The sequence below is a fragment of the Streptococcus suis genome (genome assembly GCA_022354845.1).
In the GTDB taxonomy this organism is placed as follows: Bacteria; Bacillota; Bacilli; order Lactobacillales; family Streptococcaceae; genus Streptococcus; species Streptococcus suis_AA.
In genome coordinates, this window is sequence record CP031970.1 from 1018386 (window position 1) to 1033675 (window position 15290).

A 15290-nucleotide genomic window follows, 5' to 3' on the forward strand; every position below is an offset into this window, starting at 1 on the left:
CTACATACTTCCATTTCTCATTTTTATGCTTGTCATAATCACTTTGTCATCTTCAATACTGACGATAACCCTGTAATTGCCGATACGGTAGCGCCATTGGCCAGAACGATTGGCAGTTAAGGCTATTCCGTATTGTCTAGGGTTGTCGCACCCGTCGATATGCTTATAAAGATACCGCAAAATCAAACTTGCAGCCGTTTTATCCATTTTTCGAATTTGCTTTTGAACCCTAGCAGACAAAATAACCTTATAACTCAATGCCCAACTCCTCAGCCATTTGTTCTAGTGTTATCGGCTCAATTCCATTCGCCAAGTCAGCTTGGTATTCTGCCCAAGCAATATCTGCCACGCGGGCATCGTATTCATCTTCGAGAGCTGCAAGGGTTTTAGTCCGGATGAGTTCTGACAAGCTGACACCTTCAAACTTTGCCATAGCCTGCATAAATAGCTTGTCTTGCTCAGAAACTTTTAATGTAATAGCTGCCATTTTCTCACCTCTTCTAGCATTCCTTTGGTATTACCATTGTAACACCACTTCCCTAAAAAAGCAAGAAATCTCGCATAAGCGAGACTTCTGCTATCGTTCAATAATACGATAATAGGTTCGGCTGGTCCACTTGTAAATGATAAAGTAGAACAAGGCAACTGCAAGCAATGTAATACCACTAACCGTGTAAATCATGCTTGAAGAAACCACACCAAACACCATCAACATTTGCTTGAGCATGACAAGGGCGACGAAAAAGTGCAAGGTTGCCATAGCCAATGGCATAAAGAAGACCAAAAGCGTTTGGGAGTTAATCGTTTTCTTGACAGCCTTCTGGCTCATCCCCACTTCTTGAAGTATCTTATAGGATTTCTTGTCCTCATGCCCTTCCGAATACTGCTTGTAGTAGATAATCAAGGCAACACCCAGCAAGAAACTAATGCCCAACAAGAAACCTGTGAAGAGGAAGCCACCTGTGAAGCCCATGATCATATTATTAAAGTCTGTTTTTTGCATGACGTATCCAATAAATTCTCCATTAGCATCGCTGATATTATAGGCATCGCCTGCCTGCTCACCAAGAGTGGCCACTTCCTCATTGGTCATATCAGTAAAGACACGGTAGTCCAGACTAACCTGATAACCTTGCGGATTATTTGCTTCATAGTAACTACGAACAGTTTCCAGAACACTATCATCGCTAACCACTATGACAGCTGCATTGAGCGTATTTGTGATGTCTGGGAAAATTACTTTATCAAGATTGGCTACATTCTCAAAGGTTTGCACGCCCAGAACAAGCTTCTTCAACGATGGTTTCTCGCTCGGACGTATAAAGGCGACTTGATTAGCAGCAAGCTCTGGAAGGTCATTGCCTAATTTCCTGAAATCATCTTGCGTGATAAAGTAAGTAAAGGCAATTTTAGAAAAATCTGGATTGGAAATGGTTACCGGGCTAATGACAATCTCTTCGCCGCCATCATAGACCAAACCAGCTTGGTAGGTCAGGTAGGATAGGCTGTCATGGGCTTTTTCTGGAAAATGGCTGAGCACCGATTGCTGATAGACAGTTTCACCTTGGCTTCTATCCGAAACAGGATAGGTAATGGATGTTTCCTTTGGATAAAGTCTACTTGTCATACTGGACATACCTGTATAGAGTGATGTCGTTGTCGCAATGGTCACAAAGGCCATGACCGAAAGTAGTGTGATATTGGCCAAACCCGTTGCGTGTTGCTTCATCCGGAAAATCATCTGCGATGTGGTAATGAAATGCTCTGGCGTATAGAAATACCGCTTGTTTTTCCGATGGGCCTTCAAATACCAAGTCATAAAGCTGAAGTAAAACAGATAGGTACCCGCAATGACAAAAAGCACAGCAATGAAGAAACGATAGATGACAGCTAACCCTGCTGCTTTCGATGAAAGTGACAGGTAGTAGCCAACACCTAAGCTAAGGACACCGAGGGCAGCCAGAAGGACATTGCCTTTTGGCTCCTTCTCCCCCTTTTCACTAGCTCGGAATAAAATCAGCGGACTCGTCTTACCAATAGTCCGAATGGCCAGTAATTCCAAGATGAAGAAGATAACTGCAAAGAGAAAGGCGGTCATGGCAAATGCCAGAGGTGAAATACTAAAGTGTAAGTCACTATAATTGGTCAGATTCACAAAAATTAAGTAGAGAACATTGGCAAATACACCAGCTAATGCAGAACCCAGCACAATGACCAAGACGAAGATGAAAAACAATTCAATACTAGCAACCAAGGCCACCTTCTTCTTGTTCATCCCCAGCACATTGTAAAGACCGAACTCCCTAGTCCGTTGTTGCATGAGGAAATTAAAGCTATATATTTCCATAATCAGCGAGAAAATGGTCAATACAACGACACCTAGCCCGATAGACACGGCACCTGTTCCCATGGATTTCATAACTGGACTCAGCATGAGCAGGAACATGGAACAAATCAAGGTAAAGAGGACCAGACTGGCTAAAATAAAAGGAGCAAACACACCCATGGATTTTCGGATATTTTGCCCAGCAAGTTTGAGGTAAAACATTTACTCACCCCCTAAAAGTGCAGACATATTGAGCGAAATTTCCTTGGCAAAATCCTGATTGCTCTTGCCTGCCTTGTACAATTGGTGGAAAATCCGACCATCCTTGATGAAGAGGACGCGTTTGGCATGGCTGGCTGCGTTGGCTGAGTGAGTTACCATGAGAATGGTTTGTCCATCTAGGTTGATGTCTTCAAACAAATTCAGCAAGTCTTCCGAATTGCGATAATCTAGGGCAGCCGTCGGCTCATCCGCTAGGACAATCTGGGGCTGGGTAATCAAACTACGGGCAATGGCCACGCGCTGCTTTTGTCCACCAGATAGTTCAAAGGGACGTTTCTTCAACAAGTCCTGAATCCGCAGTTTTGGTGCCAATACTTTCAACCGTTTCGCCATTTCCTCATAGCTCTCACGCGCCAATACCAGAGGTAAAAAGATATTATCTTGGGTAGACAGGGTATCCAAGAGGTTAAAATCTTGGAAGACAAAGCCCAGGTTACGCAAACGAAAATCGGCTAGCTTGCTTTCCTTTATTTTGGTAATATCTTGATTATTGAGGATAACAGATCCCCTCGTCGGCTTGTCCAGGGTTGCTAGAATGTTAAGCAAAGTCGTCTTACCAGAACCACTTTCCCCCATGATAGCTATGAATTCGCCCTCTTCTACCTTAAAATCCACATCTTGCAAAGCACGAGTTTCCTCTTTTGAAAAGCGCGTGCGGTAAACTTTTTCTAAATGATTGATTTCTAATATCATACAAACTCCTAATTGTTTACTTTGGAAAAATCAACTGTATCAAGTAATGCTTGATAGTCGATTCGGTCTGACTCAGCAATATTTTCTTCTGAATCTACCTTGTAATAACTATCTTGGACACCGATGGCCCATTCCTTGCTAGTAGTTACATATAGATTGTTCAAGGAGACTGTCTTTTTCACTGCACCTTCTTCTTTGACAACGGGCCATTCCATAAACTTAACTTCTGTTCCTTGAATACTATCTTCGGCAACTTCCTGTTTGCTAACGGCATAGTCTTTTTCTTTGTAATGGAAAGTCTGATAGCCCTCATTAAAGCTAAGGCCTGCTGAAGAGGAAGAACAAGCAGTTAGCATTATACTGCCCAAAGCCAGCAAACCAAATACTTTCTTTTTCATAGTTTCCTCCCTCTAGTATGCCATAAATCGTATCGTTTGCAAATCAAGTGCTAGCCCCTCTAAAAATTCTGCCAGTTCCAGGAGTTCAGCCTTTTCTACTTCTGAGAATACCTCTTCTTCTATTCTCTTTGCTTGTAAAAATTTGAATGACATATGATTTCCTTCTTTCTATTTCTTATGAGTCTATTATAGAAAATATTCCGCTTGCGCTCACTTACAGTTTTGATTTAAAAACTTACAGCTTTGTAAGGAAAGAAAAAAGACACCATTTCTGGCATCTTTCAATCTAGTCTATTTTGTTTCCCCAATAAAGGCAATCATTTCATCTAATTCATCCTTGCTTTTGGTTACAAGTAGATAGGCATCATTTCCCTGCAATTCTGCGAAGGCATCAGGCATACGTTTTACTGTTTTTAGCTTATCCGCATAATGATCACGAATGGCATCTGAGGAGTGGACATAATCTGTTGCATCACGACGGGTTGCTACCAAACAGTATTGCGGTTCAAAACGCCGTTCCTCAACTGAACCTCCAGAAACAACATTGGCATAATCACGGAAAAGATCAATTGAATGGGCATAGTTATAAGATTCTACTGTAAAGCCACCGGCCATACGGTTATTGTACTCAATAGCAATATAATCTTTACCATCCTTGAAAAATTCAATATGGAAGAAACGCTCTTTCATGCCAAATGCTTTGATAACGGCACGTCCGTAGGATACCAATTTTGGGTCAAGCTCTTTTTCAATGTAATAGGCATTATCTTTTTTACTTTGTACCAATTCAAAAGGGGTATGTACATAAGTTAATCCTGTTTCAAATACAACATTTCCCTTGTTGTCAATCAAGCCATCATAAGTTGTAATGATACTTGAATTGACAAATTTCTCAAAGAAATAAGCTGTACGACCATCCCAGGCTGTTTTAAAGTCTTCCAAATCGGCTTTCTTTGTCAGCTTAAAGGTTCCTGATGCTCCCACCCCATTGTCAGGTTTAGCAATCAGTGGGAAACCAATCTTTTTCACAGCTTTTTCAATATCTTTTTCAGTTTTTACAACCATACCTGGAACTACAGGAACACCTGCTTTTGTAAAGTATTTCTTCATTTCAGACTTAAACTTCGTCTTTTTAAGATTGCTTGGCTTAGCCCCAAAGATATTGAATTGTTCACGAAGAGCTGCATCTGTCTCTAACCAATGCTCATTATGAGATTCTACCCGATCCATTGGACCATGTTTATAAATTAAGAAAGCCGCTGCACGCTTGACTTCATCAAGATTTTCAAGGTTTTCAACACGGAAATATTCTGTTAAGGCATTACGAAGTTCTTCAGAGAGCTGATCATAAGGCTCTTGTCCAATACCAAGAACAGTAACGCCTTCTTTTTTTGCCAATTCAATAGTAAATGGCTGGAAATTTTCAGGATAAAAAGGGGAAATGACGAGATAATTCATAAAAGGTCCTTTCTAGCTTATAATCCAATCGAATGAAGGAAAAATGGCATCTGTTTTCTCCACCATACCCAGTCATGGGTTACATCTGTACCCCATGTATCAAACCAAGCAGGAATATTTTTTTCTTCAAATGCGCGTTTTAGGTTGTAGAATGAGTCCAGACCATCTTGTTCCCAATCACCTAGACCGGTACATACAATAATATCCGCTTGGCGGTATTTATCAATAAACCAGCCATCATGTTGATTCCAAATATAGTCTGCTGGAGAGTTTTGATAAACAACTTCATCATTTCCATAATCTTGATGATGATTGAAATATCGTGCATCGTAAATCCCAGAAAGTGCAATGACTTTTGTAAAAACATCTGGATGTTGTAAGAAGAAATTGAGTGCATGATAAGCTCCCATTGAGCAACCAGCTGCCATCATACCATCAAACCAGCCAGTTTTATGTTTAATAAATGGAATCGCTTCTTCAATCACATAGCGTTCATAGGCACGGTGAGCTTCTGCTTTATCATGAATGGATTTCCAATCAGCCAACCAACTTTCATTATCAAAGCTGGTAAGGGTGAAAAATTGTACATGACCTGCTTCGATAGACCCGCGGCAAGCCTCAATCATACCAAAATCAGCAAATTCATTGTAGGAACCACCTGATGAAGCAAAAACGAGCACCGGAATACCTGCGTGACCATAACGATTCAAGTTCATTTCACGACCAAGGTTTCCTGACCAATGACTTAAAAATTCGACATGCATAATGACGTCCTCCTTTTTATATTTTTTTGATTTATGACCAATGTTCACTTAAAAAACGTAGACAATCTGGTAAGTATAAGGCCCAAGCCTCCTCGTTGTGTACCGCACCTGAAATCACTTCTAACTCTAAATTGTGCAAATGAACTCCACCAGAGATCAACTGTCGATAATAGGTCAATGATGAATTGATATAAGCTTGCTTGATATTGCCTGCCATCAATGTTTTGTCAGTATCATCAGCTTCTTCAGTACCCACATAAATGTAAACTCGTTGACTTGGGTCTAGTTTTTTACGCTCAATAAAACGATCAAATGCATCTTGATGAAGCCAGTTAGCAGATGAAAAGACGCCTAAACAGCCAATTTGATCTTGGTAGGCTAATCCCATAAACTGCGTGATGTTGCCACCCAATGACGAACCAATCATAGCCGTATGTGCCTTGTCGGATTTGGTCCGGTACTCTTTATCAATAAAGGGTTTTACCACATCCATGACAAATTCGGCGTACAAGATCCCTTTCCCGCCAAATTGAACACCTGGGATGCTTGTTTCACTGTACTTCCAAGCTGCATACTCATGCATCCGTTCCATTCCATCATTATCAATTGCCACCACAATCATTTTACTAATATCTGGATTGCGCTTGATCGTTGGAATAACTTTCCAAGAATGACCTGAAAATGCTTCTTTGCTATAGAGAACATTTTGTCCATCATGGAAATAGACAACAGGATAGGTCCTTTCCGTATCTTCAGCATATCCCTTAGGCAACAATACACGGACACGACGGTTCCTCCCTGTGAAGGGAACTTCTAATTCATGTGTTTTCATGTCCAAATAAAAGTAAGACTTATTCATAGTAATCTCTTTCATAGGTATTTTAAGTATTATATCATAGTTTTTATGAAATATTCTGAAAATTTAGTTATTTTTTTGCAATTTTCGAATTTACCAAACATAAACCAGCTATTGCTTCAAGACTTCCTCGTACATTTGGCGGTAATCTTCCAATTCTTTCTTTTCTTGTTGGCTGATGTCTTCAAAGATGTCTAGTAAAATAGTGCCTTTATCTCGTTTCCAGGTTGCCACAAATCGCTCTTTATAAAAGACAACAGGTTTGACAATACCCGTTAAAGTATAGATATTAGGGATGTATTTAGGATTAAAAAAAGGATTAGCCTTCTTTTCATAACCTAGCAAAAGTTGGTCAAAACCTGCAATGAAGAGGCATTCTGGCAGCTCTGCTTCTTCCAAATCCCCCAGATAAAAACGTTCTTCGCCAGCAACTTGGATGGTTTTTAAGTCCAGCCGCTTCATCCAATCAAGTACGGTTGACTTATTTTCCTTGAAATAATAACGAGCATCAGCCAGACTGACAGGGCCAAATCCTGAAAAATAGCGGCGGGCAATTTCCAGCTCCGCTTCTTTCTTGGGCAGAGGTTGAAAATCCTTGAGTAAGTGGAAACGCTTGGCCCCATATTCCTGGTAGATTTCCCCCCTTTCAACCATATAGCGCAAGAGCCCGCCCCAGGCATTGAAAATACGCTTTTCATCTTCTTGGTTAATCTTCTCTGCCCGACAAAGGTCCTTAATCTGGTCACGGGTCAAAGCACCTTGACTCAGACCTTCTAAAATGATCTGATGATACCGTTGCTTGATTTCTGGTTTCAACCCATCCCGCCACTCAGTTTGTAAATAGGCGGTATCAGCCATACGCCCCTCATGGATGTAGAGAGGAATTTCAGATTTGAGATAGGCATGGACAGTCCTGCGGATGGACCATTGACGGGTCAACTTTTCCTGCCAATCTGCCTGCTGAAAATCCTGCCCCGTCATCCGATTCCGAAAACCAATATGGACATAGGGCTGAAATTGTGCCTGCAAGCCGTTCAGGTTCTGGCAAATTTCTTGAACAGATTGCGCTGTAAGTAGCCCCTGTTTCTTTAAGATTATCCCCTTCCAAGTATCTTGGTTCATAGTACTCCTCTTTCTCGTATTCTGTCTCCAGTATAACACAAAAGACACCCGAAGGTGTCCTGTAAATTATGCTTTCACAATGGGAATCCAGAGTTCCATTTGGTAGTCTGGGGAACTCATGTCTCCTTCAAAATAGTACTCAAAATCTGGTGCACCTGAATGGCGATAGCCGTGTTCAGGAAAAAAAGTTTCTAGCGCATAACGCCATCCTGCATGAATAGATTGAGGAACAGGGCCTGTTAGGGTAAAAATAGCATAGTCAGCTTCGTGAACATCAAGAAGTTCTAAGCCTAACTTAGTCGCTTTTTCCCTATCTGTGACATCATAAGCAGCCATATAATTAATCGTCTCGTCCGCTTGAGCTAATGTACAAACTCGAAAGGACTGCCCACTTCCTAGAGCAGCTAACTCTTCATAAGTATGGTTCTTGAACAAGTCTTCCCATACCTGCGGACACACTTCGTTACTGATTGCTGTACGAAGAAGTCCAGCAACTGTAAAACTAGCCTTCTTTTCAATACGAACCTCCATTTCTTTACCTCCTTGGATGGTTAATGATAGTTGCATGGGTAAGAGGACCTTAAAAGGCAACCCCTTACGCACTTGACTAGGAGAAATCTGATGAAATTGTTTGAAGGCAAAGGCAAAAGAATCCGAAGATTCATACCCATATTTAAGGGCTATATCTATAATCTTTGCCTGTCCTTCACGAATGTCCATAGCAGCTCGCGTCAACTTTCGTAACCGAACGTATTCTGACAAGGACATATCTGTCAGAATAGAAAAGAGACGACTAAACATGGGAACGGAATATCCTGATATGCGCAAAAATTCCCGTTCATCGATTTCGCTTTCTAAAACGGACTCTAGGTAACGTACGGTTGCATTGAACTCTTTTATCATCAACTTCCCCTTTCCCTATCAGTTTACCATCTACCATCCAAGTTTTCCCGATACTTTTCGTCGGAAAACTATCGGCTTAAACCGTCAAAAACTCTTCCAAGTCCTTGAGGGAACGCTCTGCTATTGCTTCATAACGCTCTTTCTTATCGCGGATACGTGGCCCGTCCAGCTCCTTGATGATACCAAAGTTGACATTCATAGGCTGGAAGTGCTTGCTTTCGGTGTGGGTGATGTAGAATGGCAGAGCTCCGATGGCTGTGGTCTGTGGGAAGATGACTGGGTCTTCGCCACGGAAGCGGCGAACAGCATTTATACCAGCCACTAAGCCAGAGGCAGCAGACTCGACATAGCCTTCTACTCCTGTCATTTGACCTGCAAAGAAAAGATTTGGATTTTTCTTGGTCGCAAAGGTCTGTTCCAATAAGTTTGGCGAATCCATGTAGGAATTGCGGTGCATGACACCATAACGGACAAATTCAGCATTTTCGAGTCCTGGAATCATCTGGAAGACACGCTTCTGCTCACCCCACTTAAGGTGGGTCTGGAAGCCTACAATGTTGTAAAGACTACCTGCTGCGTTGTCCTGACGGAGCTGAACAACTGCGTACGGTGTCTTGTATTCGCCATCACGTGGTCCCTTGTAATCTTCAGGGTATTCCAGACCGACTGGCTTCATTGGGCCATATAGCATGGTTTTGATTCCACGTTTGGCCATGACTTCAATAGGCATACAGCCTTCAAAGTATTTTTCTTTTTCAAAGGAATTGAGCGGCGCCTCTTCGGCTGAAATCAAGGCTTCATAGAAAGCAGTGAACTGCTCCTTGTTCATTGGAGCATTGAGATAGGCAGCTTCTCCCTTGTCGTAACGAGACTTAAGATAAACCAAGTCCATGTTAATGGTCGAGCTGTCGACAATCGGTGCTGCCGCATCGTAGAAGTAAAAACCGTCGCCACCATTAAGCGCGTGAATCTTCTCCGCCAAGGCGTCAGATGTCAAAGGTCCCGTCGCGATAACTATAATAGCATCATCAGGAATCTCCGTAATTTCCTCACGAATCACCTCAATCAGTGGGTGGTTGTGAATCTCATCAGTGACTGCTTGAGAGAAATTCTCACGGTCCATGGCCATGGCACCCCCAGCAGGCACACGGTGGGCTTCACCAGCTCGCATGATAATGGAATCCAAACGACGCATCTCTTCCTTAAGAAGGCCGACAGCGTTGGTCAAACTATCACCACGGAATGAATTGGAACAAACCAACTCAGCAAACTTGTCTGTCTTGTGCTGAGGAGTCGGCTTGACACCACGCATCTCGTAGAGTTTGACAGCAATGCCGCGTTTGGCAATCTGATAAGCAGCTTCTGAGCCAGCCAATCCAGCTCCGATAACATTAATGTGGGTTTGAGACATGAAACTAATACCTCTAGCCAGAATATCTGGCTACTGTATGGGGATGACCCAAAACAGAACCTTTCTAATTTTTTATTCCTAAATAGTATATCAAAAATTTACCTTGAAAGTTAGTAATGACTCTTATTGAAAAAATATCGATTAATTACATAATTATATTTATGTATTATCAATTATGAGAAACTTCTAGTGGGTGGCTGGCATACTGGTGTATTATTTTCCAGCCATCCCCAAACACCAAACAGAGTGTAAATCGCTCAATAACAGATTGCACTACCACTTCATTTTTTAGTTTTGAAAAAGTTGCATCAAAATAGGCAAAGGCACAGTAATGGGAAGACTTGATGGTTAGATTTGAAAAATCAACCACTACTTCACCTAGGGAAATGACTTAAACCAATCCTCAACCATTGCAATTAATTCTTGTTTGACTTTAAGCGACCATTGGCCAGCAACATCATAGATAAAAATGTCATGATGATAAAGGGAAATCATCAATTCTTTATCTTTGTATAAAAGCGCCTGTCGATAATTGTCTAAAAGTTCTTGAATAGTTTATTTCAAAGTATGTTCCTTCTTGAGAAATAGAAAATGAGAAAATCAAAAGAACTACTTCCAAATTGATGAAGGTAGTTCTTAGGGTTATCATCTAACGAATCAGTTCAATAATATCATTGATAATCGTAAAGTCCCAACCTTTATCTTGGTAAGCAAAGATCTCATCAGGACTGTAAGGGAAAGTATTCAGTAAGACACCATCAATTCCAACAGCTTGAGCAATAGCAATGTCTGAAGTCAAGTCATTACCGACAAAGACTGTTTCAGCTGGATTTAACTGATTTTCACCCATTAAACCTAGCAGAAATTCGGGTTCAGGTTTCTTAATGCGATAATCTGAGGAAATATAAATTTTCTCCATAAAGGTTGCGCACCCTGTTAGTTCAATCTCAGCTTGGGTAAATATTCGCTGAGCATTGGATAAGATAAACAATCGTGCACCCCTATTTTGTAGTTCCTCTAGGGTAGCTAAGGTATACTGAATTTTCTAATTTTTCACGAGAAAGGACCCGGAATACGGTAGCTAATTTGTCCGAAAGTCTTTAAATCAGCAGGCTTATTTTGGGTTTCCCTTCCATATTTGGTATCAGTCAGTAATTGAACAAATACTTTCTCTAAGTCAATTTCAACATCTTGGTAAGGACTGATCCGGATCAAATCAAGCTCTGCTTCATTCGCAGTTTCTTGGAATACACTTCTCAGCTGTCTAGCACCATAAGAACATCCAAAGGAATTATAGATAGCAGCCAGCTTTTCCCATAATTCCAACTTGTTTTCATCCGTTACAATATCTACTAGAGTACCATAAAAATCAAAGATGTAATTCTTATATTGTTTCACGAAGTTCTCCTATCTATGAGATATATAAGATATTATAACGCAATACGCAAGCGTTTGCAACAAAAGTTTGAAAATTAGTCTGGAAGTTTTCGAAAAAATTCCGAAGAAGTAAAACCAAGTAGGAATGGGAAAAATTAACTGATTCTTTCCCGCAGTTTTTCAACAAAGAGATAAGCTGCGGGGCAAATCAAGGAGTTTTTTATGGTTAAATTGTTGATTTGATAGATTTTTTTGCGATCGGTATGAGGAAATTCTCGGCAAGCTTTTGGTCTCGCATCATAGATGCTACAAAGATTATCTCCACCTAGGAATGGGCAAGGCATTGCCTGAAATACCTTATCTCCATCTTCGTCTACTCGCAAATACATCTCTTCGAAAACAGGCAGTTTCATACGAAGATGTTTGGCAATGCGAGTAATATCAGATTCAGTAAAAAGTGGCCCCAATGTTTTGCAACAGTTTGCACATTCTGTACATTCAATTTCAGAAAAGACTTCTGCGTGAATGTCCTGTACGATTCTGTCTAAATTCTTAGGAGCTCTTTTCTTGAGATTTGCTAGAAATTTTCGGTGTTCTCCTTGCTTCTGCAGGGCCAATTGCTTGTATTTTTCAATGTCGACACTCATAAACTCTCCTATTCGTCCTCCATTATACCACAAACCGGACTGCCAGCTCTGCTATTTTTCAAAATCGCTATCGTCAAATATCCTGCGAGATACTTCTGCTACTGGAAGACCGATAATGGTATGAACATCCCCGTAAATACTCGCCACAAATCGTGGATCCAGCTCCTGAATACCATAGGCACCTGCCTTGTCAAGTGGTTGCTTTTCAAAAATATAGGACTGAATTAGCTCCTCTAGTGCGGGATAATAGTCAACAAAATCAATCTGTGCCAGCGTATAGAAAACATCCAGTAATTGCGACGTTCGTAGACAAACTGAGGTCACCACATAATGACTCTTGCCAAAATAGGATCGAAACATCTCTTCAGCCTCGGTCAAATCTTTTGGTTTATTAAAAATCTGTTCGTCTGCGATTACAATTGTATCTGCCGAAATATAGAGATGTTCTGGGGCCAAGTTGATCTCAGACTTGGCCTTGGAAATCTCACAACACGTTTTAGCTGCCCGAGTGAGAAAATCATCGGAAGCAAATTGGTTCATAAAATATTCTTCAATTCCTCGTTCGTCCACTTCAACAGAGGTAATGTGTGGTTTCAAGAACTTTAATAACTCCTTACGGCGTGGTGAATTACTGAGCACGACATAGGATGAGATTGGTTCACGTTTGCCTTCTCTTTGATATTGAAATACAGTTTGCATAGTTCCTCCATTAAAAAACAGAGTCCGAAGACCCTGTTTCAAAAAAATTGCTTACATTTCTTCTTTACGACGTAGAGCCATTGCCAGTCCAGCGAGTCCTAAACCAAATAAGCTGAGTCCAAGACTTGATTGATCTCCAGTATTTGGTAAAACTCCTGACTTGGCCACAGGAGTGGTTCCGTTAGCCAGTGGCGCTTTTTTGAGAATTTCATTGCCTTTTACAGTTTCAGATTTGCCATCTTTTTCCTTAGGCGTATCAACAGGAGCCTTATTGTCTGATGTAGATCCATTTGAGCCTTGATTTGGTGACTCAGTTGAAGTGGAATCTGGATTTGAAGCTGCATTTTCAGGATCTTTACCAACAATGACTTCGATGAAGTCAGGATAACCATCTTCATCAGTATCCAAGGTAGAATCTACAGGAATAATTCGAGAATATGGATTGATGTCTGCATAGGCTGATAGGTCAGCAGTTTTTAGGTAATCTGCAAATACACTATCCATTGACGGACCTTCTTCGCGAGCACCACCAAGCATTGTGTAGCCATCCCCACCTGCAGCTAAGAAATCATTTGTAGCGAGATAATACGTTTTTTCTAAATCCAAGTCATCATATTCTCCAGTCTCAGGATTTAAGATGCCAATAAGAAGCACACGTTCTTTAACTGGTAAAGTTGGATCATAAAATACTGTTGCACCAGAGATTTGCAAGAAACCGCCACTTGCCTCAAAGAGAGGCGCTCCGTTTTCATCTAGGATGAATTTGCCTGTTTCTTTGTCAGTTTGCAGAGCAGATGACAATGACTTCGTAAACATATCTTGAATTTGCTGACCAGTCACTGTAATTTGTGAAATGATATTACCAAATGGTAAAACTGCAATAATATCACCTTTTGTAACAGGTTGATTTTTAGCAATAGTTGCACGAAGACCACCGCCGTTTGTCACAGCAAGGCTAGTTTTATTTGAGAAACCTGTTTGACCATATGCGTAGATAGCATCTGTTACAGCATTACCTAAGTTAGTTTCACGTACACGAACATTTGAACGCTCACCATTCAATTCAACTGGGTTGTTTTCAATCACTACTTGAGCATTTTCAGCTTCATATTTTACTTTGATTTCATTCACAAGCTCAGTAATTAAAGCATCTGGTGTCACAGAGGCCGTATCTGCAGCAGAAATAAGACTTGCTTCGCCCAATAATTGTTCAGATTTTAATGTAACTTTACCAATATTATTCAAATAGGAACCTGTCTGGTTATAGGTTACATTGTCACCATATGTAGCAGATTGAACAGTATGGGAATGGCCATCAATAACAATCACACGTTTGCCAGCAAGTTTGCTATTTTGTGATAAGGCTTCTGCAAGTGTTGAACCTCTCCACTCTACAGGAGTTGTCGCATCAACACCTAAGTGCGCAAGAATGATGTAGTTGTTATAGACACGATTATCAGCAAGTGCACGTGCTTCTACTTCATCAATGACCTTATTTACTTCGGTAATAGGATCTGCAAATGTAACACCTTCAATATTTTTTGGGTGTGTCTTTGTAGCAGTTTCTGGTGTAGTGACCCGATAAACTACAAATTCATCACCGACAACAGTTGGGCGTTTATCAACGATAGTTGAAGCTTCAAAAACACGAGCGCCGTTAACGTAAGTGTTAGCACTCAAAAGTGGGAAGTTCAAGGTCTCTTTGTATTTGATTGCTTGATCCATCCCAAAGTCAAATTCATGGTTACCAACAGCCATGGCATCATAGCCGACTTGGTTCATGATATTGGCTCTGTCTTCACCTTTTGTAGAGTTGGAAATTGGCAGTCCTTGGAAGGCATCACCAGCATCCACCACAATTGTATTTTCAATTTTACTACGTTCTTCTTCAATGACTGCAGCAGCCTTGGCATCACCGATTACGCCTTTTTCTTCAAGAATTCGACCATGAACGTCGTTTGTGTGAATGATAACTGCTTCAATTGAATCAGTAGCCGTACTAGAGGCAGTAGTTTCAGTCGGGGTGCTAGCTTCGATAGCCACTGCATCAGCAGTTGCCCCATCTGTTGTTGAACCAGATGATCCTGTCTCTGGAGTATTTAAAGCTGAATTAGAAACACTTGCACTTGTCCCCGTAGTTTCAGTCTGTTGGACAATAGTTGATGAGGTATCTGCAGTCTGTACTTCATCAGCTTGAACTTGTTGAGCTAAAATCACTGGCGACAACAACAGGGTAGACAACACAGGCAACAATAAATCTTTCTTTTTCATAAATCGACCTTTCTTAAGTGAGTTATATAGTTATTATACACTTCTCTATCTAAAAACAAAAACATTGAATTCGTTTTCATAGT

General features: G+C 40.9%; 16 protein-coding genes and 1 pseudogene. All 17 read right to left on the bottom strand.

What is annotated here, in order from left to right; all coding sequences use genetic code 11:
* The 17 genes and pseudogenes from D2A30_05365 to D2A30_05445 all read right to left on the bottom strand — a co-directional run bounded on the left by D2A30_05365 (nucleotide 1) and on the right by D2A30_05445 (nucleotide 15207).
* Nucleotides 1-258 carry a type II toxin-antitoxin system RelE/ParE family toxin gene (locus tag D2A30_05365; protein ULL21050.1) on the bottom strand — a complete coding sequence of 86 codons (258 nt, stop codon included), beginning with the start codon at nucleotides 256-258 and terminating at the stop codon, nucleotides 1-3.
* Entirely contained in the window at nucleotides 248-487 is a 240-nt protein-coding gene (locus D2A30_05370; GenBank protein ULL21051.1) for an antitoxin, read from the bottom strand. The genes D2A30_05365 and D2A30_05370 overlap by 11 nt, the downstream gene beginning before the upstream one ends.
* A 90-nt stretch (nucleotides 488-577) precedes the next feature.
* Nucleotides 578-2548, bottom strand: a complete 1971-nt coding sequence (locus D2A30_05375; GenBank protein ID ULL21052.1) for an ABC transporter permease — start codon at nucleotides 2546-2548, stop codon at nucleotides 578-580.
* On the bottom strand, nucleotides 2549-3301 hold the full coding sequence (locus D2A30_05380) for an ABC transporter ATP-binding protein (GenBank protein ULL21053.1): 753 nt from the start codon (nucleotides 3299-3301) through the stop codon (nucleotides 2549-2551).
* Between the two features lie 8 nt (nucleotides 3302-3309).
* The gene (locus D2A30_05385) at nucleotides 3310-3699 is read right to left on the bottom strand and encodes a NisI/SpaI family lantibiotic immunity lipoprotein (GenBank protein ULL21054.1); all 390 of its coding nucleotides are present in this window, start codon (nucleotides 3697-3699) and stop codon (nucleotides 3310-3312) included.
* Nucleotides 3700-3711: 12 nt separating this feature from the next.
* Nucleotides 3712-3852, bottom strand: coding sequence for a hypothetical protein (locus D2A30_05390; GenBank protein ID ULL21055.1), 141 nt, complete (start codon nucleotides 3850-3852; stop codon nucleotides 3712-3714).
* A gap of 138 nt (nucleotides 3853-3990) precedes the next feature.
* Nucleotides 3991-5157: an ATP-grasp domain-containing protein gene (locus D2A30_05395; GenBank protein ULL21056.1), complete on the bottom strand. Its 1167-nt coding sequence runs from the start codon at nucleotides 5155-5157 to the stop codon at nucleotides 3991-3993.
* A 17-nt stretch (nucleotides 5158-5174) separates the two neighbouring features.
* A complete protein-coding gene (locus D2A30_05400) occupies nucleotides 5175-5921 on the bottom strand; it encodes an esterase (GenBank protein ID ULL21057.1) in 747 nt (248 codons plus the stop codon).
* Nucleotides 5922-5952: 31 nt separating this feature from the next.
* Entirely contained in the window at nucleotides 5953-6780 is an 828-nt protein-coding gene (locus tag D2A30_05405; protein ID ULL21058.1) for an alpha/beta hydrolase, read from the bottom strand.
* 108 nt (nucleotides 6781-6888) lie between these two features.
* Nucleotides 6889-7899, bottom strand: a complete 1011-nt coding sequence (locus tag D2A30_05410; protein ULL21059.1) for a hypothetical protein — start codon at nucleotides 7897-7899, stop codon at nucleotides 6889-6891.
* Nucleotides 7900-7965: 66 nt separating this feature from the next.
* The gene (locus D2A30_05415; GenBank protein ULL21060.1) at nucleotides 7966-8805 is read right to left on the bottom strand and encodes an AraC family transcriptional regulator; all 840 of its coding nucleotides are present in this window, start codon (nucleotides 8803-8805) and stop codon (nucleotides 7966-7968) included.
* Between the two features lie 73 nt (nucleotides 8806-8878).
* Nucleotides 8879-10213 carry a methylenetetrahydrofolate--tRNA-(uracil(54)-C(5))-methyltransferase (FADH(2)-oxidizing) TrmFO gene (locus tag D2A30_05420; GenBank protein ULL21061.1) on the bottom strand — a complete coding sequence of 445 codons (1335 nt, stop codon included), beginning with the start codon at nucleotides 10211-10213 and terminating at the stop codon, nucleotides 8879-8881.
* Between the two features lie 169 nt (nucleotides 10214-10382).
* Entirely contained in the window at nucleotides 10383-10583 is a 201-nt protein-coding gene (locus D2A30_05425) for a hypothetical protein (protein ULL21062.1), read from the bottom strand.
* Nucleotides 10584-10862: 279 nt separating this feature from the next.
* Nucleotides 10863-11611, bottom strand: a pseudogene (locus D2A30_05430) (HAD family hydrolase).
* Between the two features lie 134 nt (nucleotides 11612-11745).
* Complete coding sequence (locus D2A30_05435; protein ID ULL21063.1) at nucleotides 11746-12237, bottom strand: YkgJ family cysteine cluster protein; 492 nt, start codon at nucleotides 12235-12237, stop codon at nucleotides 11746-11748.
* A 51-nt stretch (nucleotides 12238-12288) separates the two neighbouring features.
* Nucleotides 12289-12936 carry a Maf-like protein gene (locus D2A30_05440; GenBank protein ULL21064.1) on the bottom strand — a complete coding sequence of 216 codons (648 nt, stop codon included), beginning with the start codon at nucleotides 12934-12936 and terminating at the stop codon, nucleotides 12289-12291.
* Nucleotides 12937-12987: 51 nt separating this feature from the next.
* The gene (locus D2A30_05445) at nucleotides 12988-15207 is read right to left on the bottom strand and encodes an LPXTG cell wall anchor domain-containing protein (GenBank protein ID ULL21065.1); all 2220 of its coding nucleotides are present in this window, start codon (nucleotides 15205-15207) and stop codon (nucleotides 12988-12990) included.
* Between the last annotated feature and the right edge of the window lie 83 nt (nucleotides 15208-15290).